Origin of the sequence: Subtercola sp. Z020, assembly GCF_002931235.1 — a bacterium.
Taxonomy (GTDB): domain Bacteria; phylum Actinomycetota; class Actinomycetes; order Actinomycetales; family Microbacteriaceae; genus Subtercola.
In genome coordinates this window covers 1-11,007 of the sequence record NZ_PSTT01000004.1, presented here as the reverse complement: position 1 = coordinate 11,007, position 11,007 = coordinate 1, and the positions used below count along the sequence as shown (strand labels likewise).

Genomic DNA, 11,007 nt, shown 5'->3' with positions numbered 1-11,007 from the left:
GGGTTTGGGTCCAGTCGATGGTGTCGGGTGGGGTGAGGTGCGGGGTTCCGTTACGCATGGAAAGCGTCCACCGGGTTTTGTGCACGTGTGAGTGATGGAAGTGGCACAGCAGCGCACCGTTGTCGATGTCGGTGACACCACCGGGGTGGGTGTCTGACAGCCACCCGTCGACGTGGTGGGATTCGCACCAGGACGGTGGGGCGTCGCAGCCCGGCCAGATGCATCCGCCGTCGCGGGCGGCGAGGGCACGGTTCTGCGCCGGGGTGAACAGGCGCTTCGTTTTACCGTGCTGGAGGATCTGGCCGTGGTGGCCGAAGAGGGTGGTGATGGTGTCGGCGTGGCAGAGGAGCGTCTCGATGGTGGTGTGTGGGACGGGTTCGGTGAGTCCGTCGACCCAGCCGACACCACGGCCGGCGACGATGTCGTCGAGGGTGGCGTGCACGTTGACCGTGGGTGCCGCACCGTTGATGCGTGGCTGTGCAGGGAGCCCGGCGGCCATCGAGACCAACTGCACGAGGGCGTCTGCGGTTTTCTGGCCGCGGGTGCGGATGTCTGCGAACACCGGGTCAGCCGAGATGGCCGGGTCGGGTGCGGTGGCGAAGTCGGGCGAGGTGGTGTCGGGAGCAGTGTCGGTGAAAGCGACGACGCGAGGGCTCGTGAACGGCTCGAGGGCTGCCTTCAGGATTGCCGCCGACGACGGGGGGAGGCATCCGGTGAGCTTCGTCATGCCCGAGCGGTGTGGGGAGAGGGTCAGGTAGCGGCGGTCGTGGAGGTCGGCCTCGCGAGGTTCTGCGCCGTCGGGGTCGAGGTGCTCACGGGCACGAAGCGCCAACGCATCCACATCATCCGCGGTGTACCCGAGACCGCCGATCGTCTGCTGCGCCAGGGAGACCAGTTCACCCTCGGCCCCTTCGAGAGCCTCGGTGAAACCCGTGCGGGTCGCGACGTCGTGCAGGCGCTTCGTGATCGCTGCCGCCGCATCGACACCGAGCGCACCGGTGGTGAGTGCCTCCGCCACGCGCGGGAACCGCGGCGGATTCGGGAGGCCTGTTACTGAGAACGTCGTGTGCACCTGCGCGGCCAGACGCACCCGCGCCGAGGCCGTCGACACTGACACACCCGTCACCGCCGCCAGGAACTTTGCGGGAGTTGCGAAGTTCTGCGAACGAGACAGACCCTCGTCGCCGTAGGCGGCATCCGACCTCGCCGCCACCTCCCCAGCCAGAGCAACCCGCAACCCGTCTACAAGACGACCCACCGACTCGAGCTCCGCGAGAGCCGCCACCAATTCATCGTCGGCAAGCCCACCGGGCGCGGCAGCCAACCCGCCAACACCACCGACAGCGCTCAAGCACTCCCGGGCATCCAGAAGCCCAGCAAGCAGAGAAGCGGCTGAAGTGGTCATGGCACAACCCAACCACCAGCCACTGACATTCCCTCAGCAAAAAGAGCCCAAAACGACCCGAAGGAGGAAATTGGTTTCTGAGAGTTTCGGGCCGGGCCGCGAGTACGTCCCGGCCCGGCCCCCGCGAACCTCAGCTGCGCACGCCGAGCCTACCCAGCAGGCCCGCGACGGGGCGCTGCTGCTCGCCCTGCTGCGCTGCCAGCACCAGCAGCACCGCGGTCAGAACGGGCGTCGCCCACTGCAGCACCTTCTGGGTGCGCTGCGCCTTGGCGAGCTCCTCCGACGTCGTGGAGCCCGGTTCGGTGACGCCCGTGGCGCCCTCTTCGGCGTGCGCCGCGATCTTGCGGACGAGCAGCCCCGAGTAGAGGCTCGCCGCACCGGCGAGCCCGGTGACGATGATCTTCACGATGGTGTTGGTGCGCGACTCGGGCTGGGTGGCGAGGCGGCCCTTGTTGCCGGCGATGAGGCCGACTCCGCCGATTCCGTGGGCGGCCAGCGCGACCAGCTGCACGGGCGCCCATCTGGCCCAGCCGAGGGACGACAGGCGCAGGCGCTCCGTCGGGTCTTTGGCCTTCGCCGTTGCGCCGTTCAGGCCGACGGCTCCCATGAGGTTGCCGCCGAACCAGGCGGCGAGTCCGATGTCGTGCAGGCTTCGAATGAAAGTGTTGCGTTCAGACACAGTGAGTTCCTCTCGTGGTGGAGGTCTTCACTCTTGCGGCATCCGCACGCCCTCATCACCCCTTGCCAAAGGCGCCGACATGGGCAAAGGGGGCTGTCAACCCGGGACGATTCGGTGTTCCGAATGCCCGGGGTACCCCTATTCTGGCCAGATGGCCGACCTCGACTCCACACCCGCGTCCCCCACCTCCCCGACAGAGACGCAGCAGACCGCCGCCGTCGTCTACAACCCGATCAAGGTGGACATCGACGCCCTGCGCGCGGCGGTCGACAGCGCCGCCGCCGATGCGGGTTGGGGCGAATCGGTGTGGCTCGAGACATCCATCGACGACGTGGGCCAGAAGGTCACGCGCGAGGCCGTCGACCTCGGCGTCGACCTCGTGATCACGGCCGGAGGAGACGGCACCGTCAGGGCTGTCGCCGAAGCACTACGCGGCAGCGGCATCCCGCTCGCCCTGCTGCCGTCGGGAACGGGCAACCTGCTCGCCCGCAACCTCAAGCTGACGCTGAACGACATGCCCGGTTCGGTGATCGCGGCCTTCGAGGGAGTCGATCGGCCGATCGACCTCGGCGTCATCGACATCGAGCGCGAGAACCGCACGCGCGACCGGCACGTGTTCGTGGTGCTGGCCGGAATGGGCATCGACGCGAAGATGATCGCCAACACCGACGACGACCTGAAGGCCAAGGCGGGCATCGCCGCGTACGTCAGTGCGATCACGAAGTCGCTCCGCGACCCGCACGAGCTGCACATGCAGTTCAAGCTCGACGACGAGCCCACCAAACGCGCCACCGTGCACACCGTGATGATCGGCAACTGCGGATCGTTGCCGGCGAACATTCTGCTGATGCCGAACGCGGTCGTCGACGACGGCCTGTTCGATCTGCTGCTGATGCGGCCCGGCGGGCTGTTCGGCTGGATCCGCGTCTGGGTGAAGGTCGCGTGGCTGAACGGCATCGTGCGTCGTACGAAGGCCGGCCGCGCCCTGGCCGGCGAGCACCGGAACGACGGCGACCTGCACTACCGCACCGGCACCCGCTTCGTCGCCCGGCTCTCGCGACCCGAGGAGATCGAGCTCGATGGCGACGGGTTCGGCAAGGCGACCGCCTTCAACGCCTGGATCGAGCCCGGCGCGCTCAAGGTGCGCGTGCCCGCCGACGCAGACTAGCGTAGGAGGCGACAGCCGGGCCTCCGGCAGAAACGGGGTTCGGCCGTGTTCGAAGCAGAAAACATCCGCGACTGGATCGGGATGCCGGTCGGCGACGAGGTCGACGACCGGGTCGGTACGCTCGAGAGCATCTACTTCGACACCGCGAGTGACCAGCCTGCCTTCGCGACCGTGAAGATCGGCATCCTGAGCGGGCAGAAGCTCGTGTTCGTGCCGCTGAACGGCGCGCTCGTGTCGCCGAAGCACCTGAAGGTCATGTACCCGAAGAAGCTGATCAAGACCGCTCCATCGATCGCGACGGACGGCGAGTTGGATGCCGCGCACGAGCCCGAGGTCTACACCCACTACGGGCTGGCCTACGAGACCGGTTCGGGCGGCGAACGTCGGCTCGGTCGCCGCTAACTCCGATCGGCGGAGGGCGTCTGCGTCTGCGCCTCGACGTGGATGCGGAGGTCATCCAGATCCTGGCGCAGCACCCTGCTGTCGTCGCCCAGTGCGGCTCCGACTCGCTCGAGCAGCCCCGTCGGCTCCCACTCGATGAGCACACGGACCCGGCTGGTCGCGGCATCCAGAGCCGTGAAGTCGACGGAACCCGTGAAGACGATCTCGCCCGCCTCGGTCGCCCACTGCAGGTAGTGGCCGGGCTCGCGGGCAGTGACCTGCACCTCGAAGTCCCATTCGACGCCGCCGATCTCGAGCTCCCAGTAGCTGCTGCGGTCGTCGAGCCGTGAGATGCGCACGACATGGCGCATGAACGACGGGAACGTCTCGATCTGCTCCCAGAGGTCGAACGCCGCCGACGCGGAGACGGGCAGTTCGACGCTGTGTTCGGCACGCTTCATTGGGTACCCCTCACGATGGTGGGGCCATCATCGCCCACGCGGGAGCCGAGCACAACCCGGCTGTGAGGCGCAGGCCCGGTCGTCACCGGCCGTGCGGCCGAGGCGCCCGGCCGGCGCCGGCTACCGCCCCCGCAGCAGCCAGGGCCGCAGTGCCCGCGTCACGAACGGCAGTGCGAGGTAGGTCATCACAGGAGTGAGCGCGACCACGGTCACCAGCACGCGGGCCCAGATCGGCCATTCGCCGAGCAGGGGCGCCGCCGCATAGTTCGCGAGCACGCTCAGCGGGTAGAAGACGATGAAGATCGAGATCATCTGCTTCCAGCGCGGGGGAGTGCGCGGCTGGGCGCTGATCACCTCGACCGAGGAGGGTTCGTCGAACCAGCCCTCGATGCCGGTGCGCCGTTCGGCATCGCCGTGCTCGACGAGGCCCTGGCCGGTCGACACCCACCAGGCGCGCTCGGGAGACTGCTCCCAGCCGTCGAGGCTGGCCGCGTCCGCGAACCGGAAGAGCATGTGCCAGTCGGGTGACGAGGGGTCGGGCCTGATCCAGCCCGAGCCGAGGTAGCCGGGGTAGGTGCTGATCAGGTCCTGGCCCGAGCGTGCCCAGGCGGCGGCTTCGCGCGCGCGGTCGGGCGAGACGATGCGGGTGACGGCGACGGTGATCGGCTGCGCAGGTGTCATGCGTCAAGTCTGCACCGCGCGCCGGTGGCTGCTGGCCGGGGGCGGGTGGATGCCCGGCCGGGCGCGAGCGGGATGCCCGGCTGGGCGCACGCGGAGGCCCGGCCGGGCGCGAGCGGGATGCCCGGCCGCGTGTGCGCGGAGGCCCGGCCGACCGCGAGCGGGATGCCCGGCTCAGGCGATGCGGATCAGCTTCTTGTTCGCGAACTCCTCGAGCGCGAAGCGCCCCATCTCGCGCCCCGAACCGGATCGCTTCACCCCGCCGAACGGCAGCTCTGCGGCGTCGCCCAGCACCAGGTTGACCCACACCATGCCCGCGTCGATGCCGTCGGCCACCCGCAGGGCCTGCTCGGGATCGGTCGTGTAGACGTAGGAGCCGAGCCCGAAGGGGGTGTCGTTCGCCAGGCGCACGGCCTCCTCCTCCGAACCCACTCGGTAGAGCGCGGCGACGGGGCCGAAGAACTCCTCGCGGTACGCATCCATCGACGCGGTCACGTCGGCCAGCACGGCGGGCGGGAAGAAGTTGCCCGACGGCGTGCCCGAGGCCAGCACCGTGGCACCCTGCGAGACCGCGCGGCCCAGCTGCTCTTCGAGGCGCTCGGTCGCGGCCGCCGACGAGAGCGGGCCGAGCACAGTTCCCTCGGCCATCGGGTCTGCCGGCTGCGCGGCAGTGAAGACCTCGGTGAACTTCGCCGCGAACGCGTCGTAGAGACCGTCGATGACGATGAAACGCTTGGCGGCGTTGCAGGACTGGCCGTTGTTGTCGAGGCGGGCGTTGACGGCGTCGTTCACCGCGGCATCCAGATCGTCGGTCGACAGCAGGATGAACGGATCGGAGCCGCCCAGTTCGAGCACGACCTTCTTCAGGTGCCGGCCGGCGAGCTCGGCGACCGCCGCGCCGGCGCGCTCGGAGCCGGTCACCGAGACACCCTGCACCCTCGGGTCGGCGATGACTGTCGCGGCCTGGTCGTTGTCGGCGTAGATGTTCACGTAGACGTGGTCGTGTGCGCCCAGCTCGGCCTCTGCATCGTCGAAGATCTGGGCGATGGCGGCGGCCGACTCCGGGCACTGCGGTGCGTGCTTCAACAGGATGGTGTTGCCGACCACGATGTTGGGGCCGGCGAAGCGGGCGACCTGGTAGTAGGGAAAGTTCCACGGCATGATGCCGAGCAGCACGCCGAGCCCCGAGCGGCGGATGAACGCCGAACCCGATCCATCGCTCAGTTCGATCGGTTCGTCGGCGAGGAACGCGGCGCCGTTGTCGGCGTAGTACTGGTAGATCGCTGCAGCGAAGTCGACCTCGCCGAGGGCCTGCTCGAGCGGCTTGCCCATCTCTCGCACGACGATCGCGGCGAGCTCGTCGCGGCGCTCGGTGTGCAGCTCGGCGACCCGGCCGATCAGCGCGGCGCGCTCGGCGACGGAGGTCTTGCGCGACCACGTCTCGTACGCCTCCGACGCGTGGGCGATCGCCTCGTCGAGCTCGTCGGCGGTGATCGTCGGGTACTCGGCGAGGGTCTCGCCCGTGGCGGGGTTGACGACGGCGAAGTGGCTCATGCGGTGCCTCCTGGGGGGGTGGATGCTGCGGGTGCTGTGGGTGCGGCGGCGAGGCTCTCGACGACTTCTGCGGCGAGCCGGCGCCCCACGCGGATCGCCCCGTCGACGTGCTGGTACCCCTCGGCGGCGAGGTCGCTCGACCCGAACCGCAGGGCTCCGACGGGTTGGAGCTGCAGGGCGCCGTACCGGGTCAGCCCGCCGAGGTCGAAGCTCGCGGCGTAGGCTCCCTGCGTCCACTCCTCGGCGGCCCAGTCGCTCTCGTAGTACACCTCGGGATCGAGCGCCTCGGGCCCGTAGTACGTGGCGAGCGAGTCGAGGATGCGGCGCTTCCGCTCGTCGGCGGGCAGGGTCAGCAGGGCATCCGCCTTCTCATCGGAGACGAACCCGACCAGCGTGCCGCGGGACTCGCCGTGGTTCGAGTTGTCGTAGGCCTCGTGAACGAGCTGGTAGGGGCTGAAGGCGGTGGCCGAGAGGCCGTGATCGCGCCAGAACGGCGTGCGGTAGGTGGCGTGCACCTTGATGACGAGGCCGAGCGACTGGTGCTGCTGCAACTGGTGCCGAAAGAGCGGCAGGGGCGGGTCGTACCGGATGCGCGAGTAGAGGTTCGGGGGCACCGCGACGATGGCGCGGCGGGCGCTCACCGTCACGTCTGCCGTCTCGGCGACCACGCGGTCGTCAGCCCAGTGCAGGGCGGTGACCGGATGCCCGAGCCGCAGATCGTCGTCGCCGAGCTGCTCTGCGAGCCGCAGCGGCACCTGCTGCAGGCCGCCCACGACGCGCCGGTCGAGGATGAAGTCGGCGTCGACGAGGTTGCTGAAGCTGCCCGCGCTCGCCGCCATGAGCAGGGCCTGCAGAAGTGAGAAGGCGTGCGGCGGTTTGGTCAGCATCGCGCCGGCGATGAAGAGGGCGACATTGTCGCGGGCCTCGGCGTCGTCGGACTGCTCGGCGAGCCAGGCGTCGAACGGCACCCGGTCGAATTCGGCGGCCCGCGGATGCTGCCAGGGCGCCGCCGGGTCGGTCTGGGCGACGAGTTCGTCGAGCAGGTCGATCAGCCGGGCGATCTCTGCTTCGGTCTCGGGGCCGGCCGGGAAGATGTCGCCCGTGAAGCGCTTCGCCACTCCGTCGGGGCCGACATAGACGCTGTCGCCCGCCCGGTAGCGCTCATAGGTGTCGAGGCCGAGCTCGTCGAGGGTCTCGAGCAGCGCCGTCTGGTCGGGCGAGACCCACTGGCCGCCGATCTCGTAGAGCTGGCCGTCGATGTGGTTCGTCCAGAGGCGGCCGCCGACGCGGTCGCGCGCTTCGAGAACGATCACCGAGAGCCGGGCGCGCTGCAGGGCGGCGGCGGCCGTCAGGCCCGTGGCGCCGGCTCCGACGATGACGACGTCGCGCTCGAGGTGGTGCATGACGACTCGATTCGTGGTTCGGGTGGGGCTTCGGTGACGAACTCAGAACTCATTGTGCCCGAGAGGGGTGCGTTCCGATAGTCGGGGCCGAGGGCCGGGACGGGCGCTCGCCGTCATGCGGGCGGGAGGGTGAGCATGAACGTCGCGCCTGGGGCTGTGCCGGGTACCACGTCGGGTGCCGTGCCTAGTGCCTCGCCCGGGGCCGTGCCGGGTACCTCGCCGAGTGCGGTGCCGGGTGACTCGCCCGGCGTGGGGTCGACGCACACCAGTTCGCCGCCGTGCGCGCGGGCGATACCGCGGGCGATCGGCAGGCCGAGGCCTGCGCCGCCGCCGGTGGCGTTCCGTGCGGAGTCGAGGCGCACGAGGCGGTCGAAGATGCGGGAGCGGTCACCGATAGGCACGCCGGGGCCTCCGTCGGCCACCCGGAGCGTGACGGAGTCGGCGGAGCGCGCGAGCGACACCCGCACCGGGCCGGCGCCGCCGGTCATCCGGGCTGCGTTGTCGACGAGGTTCGCGACGACCTGGCCGAGGCGCTCGGCGTCGCCGCGCACGAGGAGCGCGCTGCGGGGTGCGGTTGCAACAGGTGATGCTGCGCCGGCTGCTGCCGGGCTGGTCTCGGCTGCAGGTGCGGCCCCGGGTGCGCCTGCGGGCGCGGCCTCTGCGCTCAGGTCGAGCAGCGGGCGGCGGATGCGCTGCCGCTCCACCTCGCGGGCCACGACGTCGCCCAGGTCGATCAGTTGCAGGTCGAGTTCGAGGCCCCGGTCGACCCGCGCCATCAGCAGCATGTCGTCGATGAGGCGCGACGCCCTGCCCGCCTCCCGCACCACGTGCGTGGCCAGGCGCTCGCGTTCGTTCCGGTCGACGGAGGAGCGTACCAGCGTGTCGGCGGCCGCCTGCATTCCGGCCACCGGCGTGCGGAGCTCGTGCGCCGCGTCGCTCACGAAGGCGCGCACCCTCGACTCGGCCTCGCGCGCGACCCGTTCGGCGCCCTCGATCTCGTCGAGCATCTCGTCGAGCGCCGCAGCGACCTGGCCGATCTCGGTCTGCGGGCGGTCGGGCCGGAGGCGACGGCCCCTGTCCCCGCCGGCGATGTCGCGCGCCAGGCCGGTCATCGATTCGAGGGGAGCCAGCGTTCGGCGAACGACCAAGGCGAGGGCTGCGGCGGCGAGCACGAGGAAGGCGGCCGAGGCGGCCAGCATGATCCAGCGCAGCTGCGCGAGCGTCGCATCCACCCCGCTCGCGTCGACGGTGAGGGTCACCGTACTGCCCTCGCTGAGCCGGGACTCGAGGGTGAGGAGCTGGTCGTCGGAGGTGACGACCGAGGAGCTGACGGTGACGGCGGCGGGGGCGGCTGCGCCGACGGCTGGTGCGCTTGCGGGGGCGGCTGCGTCACCATCTGCTGCTGCAGTACCGTCTGCTGCAGCGGCACCGTCTGCTGCCGCGGTACCGTCTGCTGCAGCGGCACCGTCTGTCGTTCCGGGCTCTGCCGCGGTGGTCGGTGCTGCCGTGGAACCCAGCGGGCCAAGGCCCGCTGCATCCGGCCCGCCCTGTGTCGGCCCGCCCACTGTCGACCCGCCCAGGATCGGTCCGCCCAGTAATGGTGAGCCCGGGGCCCGTGCGCTCTTCAGCTGCTCGGGAGACGGGCCCGCCACCACGGCCGCGCCGTCGGCGCTGCGGATGACGACCGAGACGCCCTGCGCCGACAGCCGGTCGGCGAGGTCGTCGTTCGACACCGTTCCCACGAGGGCGGCGGCCGCGGAGGCCCGGTCGTGCAGCCGTTCCTCGAGTTGGGCGCGCAGCCGGTCGCCGAGCAGCGCCTGCACGGTGAAGCAGAGGGCCACCAGCAGCACGGTGAGCAGGGCGAGCACCGCCAGAACGGTGCGCCGGCGCAGGGACCCCGTGCGAAGCGACTCCGTCACGCGCTCAACCGGTAGCCGATGCCACGCACCGTGTGGATCAGGCGGGGCCCGTGGGCCTCCATCTTGCGGCGGAGCGAGCTGAGATGCACCTCGACGACGTTCGCGTCGAGGTCGTCGTAGCCCCAGACCTGCGTCAGGATCTGGCCCTTCGACACCGTGCGGCCCCGGCTCTCGGCGAGAAAGCTGAGCAGGCGGAACTCGGTCGCCGTCAGGTCGAGCGCCCGGTCGGAGCGACGGGACTGGGCGGCATCGACATCCACCACCAGATCGGCGACTTCGATGACGGCCGGCAGACGTCCGCGTCGGCGGAGGATCGCGGCGACGCGGGCCAGCAGTTCGGCGATCGCGAAGGGCTTCGCCAGGTAGTCGTCGATGCCCTCCGCGAAGCCGCGCAGCCGATCATCCACCTCGTCGCGTGCCGTCAGCATCATGACGGCGCACCCGCTGCTCTGCCGGGCCGTCGCGGCGAGGGCGATGCCGCTCGGGCCGGGCAGCATCCAGTCGAGAAGCAGCAGGTCGGGAACGAAGCTCGCCAGGTCGTGGGGCAGCTCGCGGCCGTCTTCGCGCGAGGCGACCACGTAGCCCTCGGCGGCGAGGGCCGCGGCGACCGAGATGCGGATGGTCTCATCGTCTTCGACGAGCAGGATGCGGGCGGGGCTGGTCATCTGTGAACCGTAGGCGCACCGACCCGGGCCAGTCTGGGTGAATGCTGGGCGAACGCTGACCTTTATGCGAGCTTCAGATTCGCTGCCGAAGGTGGAGGAAACCGGGCGACGAGGCCACCAGCACCCTGCGGGTGGCCCGGCCCGGCGGTGCGGCGCTGTGTGCGCCGCGAAGTGAGAGGAACGCACCATGTCAGATTCCGGAACCGGCCAGCCCTCGGGGCCGTCCCCCTCCTCGGGCCCGGCGGGGCCCGCCCGGGCTGCCGATGCCGCCGAGGCTGCCGAGGCCGCTCAGGCCGCTGAGGCCGCTCAGGCCGCTCAGGCCACCGCGCTTGCAGAAGCTGCCCGGGCGCCCCGGGCGCCCCGTTCCCGGCGCACCTCGTTCGGCCAGCGCGTCGCCATCGGTGTGGCGTGCAGCGTGGCCTGCGGCGTCATGGGCCTCGGCCTCGTCGGCACCTCCGCGACCGCCGCCTTCGCAGACGGCCGCGGTGGGCAGCCGGCCCCCACCGCCCCCGCGGCGACCGCGCCTGCGGCGGATGCCCCTGCTGCGACCGCGCCTGCTCCGACCGCTCCTGCGGCGGGTGCCCCGGCGGTCGGCGCTGACGGATCGGCGGCCCCTACGCCGACCGATGGCGCTACTCCGCCCGCCACCGCACCGCAGCCCCCCGCGGCCGGGGAAACCTGCGCAGCCCTCCCC

Annotated in this window: 10 protein-coding genes and 1 pseudogene; 3 read left to right on the top strand and 8 right to left on the bottom strand. The window is 70.9% G+C overall.

The genetic code is table 11. The features are described 5' to 3' along the window. Positions 1-1,405: HNH endonuclease signature motif containing protein (locus C5B96_RS00350; protein WP_146078045.1), on the bottom strand; the 1,405-nt coding region annotated here is incomplete at its 3' end. A 130-nt stretch (positions 1,406-1,535) separates the two neighbouring features. Further along, positions 1,536-2,084, bottom strand: coding sequence for a hypothetical protein (locus C5B96_RS00345; RefSeq protein ID WP_104241817.1), 549 nt, complete (start codon positions 2,082-2,084; stop codon positions 1,536-1,538). A gap of 151 nt (positions 2,085-2,235) precedes the next feature. Here C5B96_RS00345 and C5B96_RS00340 point away from each other — a divergent pair, with 151 nt between their 5' ends. Together C5B96_RS00340 and C5B96_RS00335 are read left to right on the top strand one after the other, a co-directional pair. After that, positions 2,236-3,252, top strand: a complete 1,017-nt coding sequence (locus C5B96_RS00340) for a diacylglycerol kinase family protein (RefSeq protein ID WP_104241815.1) — start codon at positions 2,236-2,238, stop codon at positions 3,250-3,252. Between the two features lie 45 nt (positions 3,253-3,297). Then, complete coding sequence (locus tag C5B96_RS00335) at positions 3,298-3,654, top strand: PRC-barrel domain-containing protein (protein ID WP_104241813.1); 357 nt, start codon at positions 3,298-3,300, stop codon at positions 3,652-3,654. On the opposite strand, the gene C5B96_RS00330 is transcribed toward C5B96_RS00335, so the two are convergent. From C5B96_RS00330 to C5B96_RS00305, 6 genes and pseudogenes are all read right to left on the bottom strand, one after another. Continuing rightward, positions 3,651-4,094, bottom strand: a complete 444-nt coding sequence (locus tag C5B96_RS00330; protein WP_104241811.1) for an SRPBCC family protein — start codon at positions 4,092-4,094, stop codon at positions 3,651-3,653. The two genes, C5B96_RS00335 and C5B96_RS00330, sit on opposite strands and share 4 nt — an antisense overlap. Positions 4,095-4,214: 120 nt before the next feature. Further along, positions 4,215-4,775: an antibiotic biosynthesis monooxygenase gene (locus tag C5B96_RS00325; RefSeq protein ID WP_104241809.1), complete on the bottom strand. Its 561-nt coding sequence runs from the start codon at positions 4,773-4,775 to the stop codon at positions 4,215-4,217. A 171-nt stretch (positions 4,776-4,946) separates the two neighbouring features. Beyond that, complete coding sequence (locus C5B96_RS00320; RefSeq protein WP_104241807.1) at positions 4,947-6,326, bottom strand: NAD-dependent succinate-semialdehyde dehydrogenase; 1,380 nt, start codon at positions 6,324-6,326, stop codon at positions 4,947-4,949. After that, positions 6,323-7,741 (bottom strand): annotated as a pseudogene (locus tag C5B96_RS00315) (flavin monoamine oxidase family protein); the annotation flags it as partial. The pseudogene C5B96_RS00315 and the gene C5B96_RS00320, both read right to left, overlap by 4 nt. A 101-nt stretch (positions 7,742-7,842) precedes the next feature. Beyond that, complete coding sequence (locus C5B96_RS00310) at positions 7,843-9,648, bottom strand: HAMP domain-containing sensor histidine kinase (RefSeq protein ID WP_233188897.1); 1,806 nt, start codon at positions 9,646-9,648, stop codon at positions 7,843-7,845. Continuing rightward, positions 9,645-10,313 (bottom strand): response regulator transcription factor, encoded by a 669-nt coding sequence (locus C5B96_RS00305; protein ID WP_104241803.1) that lies wholly within the window; start codon positions 10,311-10,313, stop codon positions 9,645-9,647. Before C5B96_RS00305 ends, C5B96_RS00310 begins: the two co-directional genes overlap by 4 nt. Before the next feature lie 187 nt (positions 10,314-10,500). Here C5B96_RS00305 and C5B96_RS17505 point away from each other — a divergent pair. Next, the coding region (locus tag C5B96_RS17505) for a hypothetical protein (RefSeq protein WP_199176505.1) at positions 10,501-11,007 on the top strand (507 nt) is incomplete at its 3' end.

Bases quoted from the DNA above. Each gene is read 5' to 3' on its own strand.
- C5B96_RS00340 (WP_104241815.1), top strand. From the start codon at position 2,236: ATGGCCGACCTCGACTCCACACCCGCGTCCCCCACCTCCCCGACAGAG.
- C5B96_RS00330 (WP_104241811.1), bottom strand. From the start codon at position 4,094: ATGAAGCGTGCCGAACACAGCGTCGAACTGCCCGTCTCCGCGTCGGCG.
- C5B96_RS00325 (WP_104241809.1), bottom strand. From the start codon at position 4,775: ATGACACCTGCGCAGCCGATCACCGTCGCCGTCACCCGCATCGTCTCG.
- C5B96_RS00320 (WP_104241807.1), bottom strand. From the start codon at position 6,326: ATGAGCCACTTCGCCGTCGTCAACCCCGCCACGGGCGAGACCCTCGCC.
- C5B96_RS00305 (WP_104241803.1), bottom strand. From the start codon at position 10,313: ATGACCAGCCCCGCCCGCATCCTGCTCGTCGAAGACGATGAGACCATC.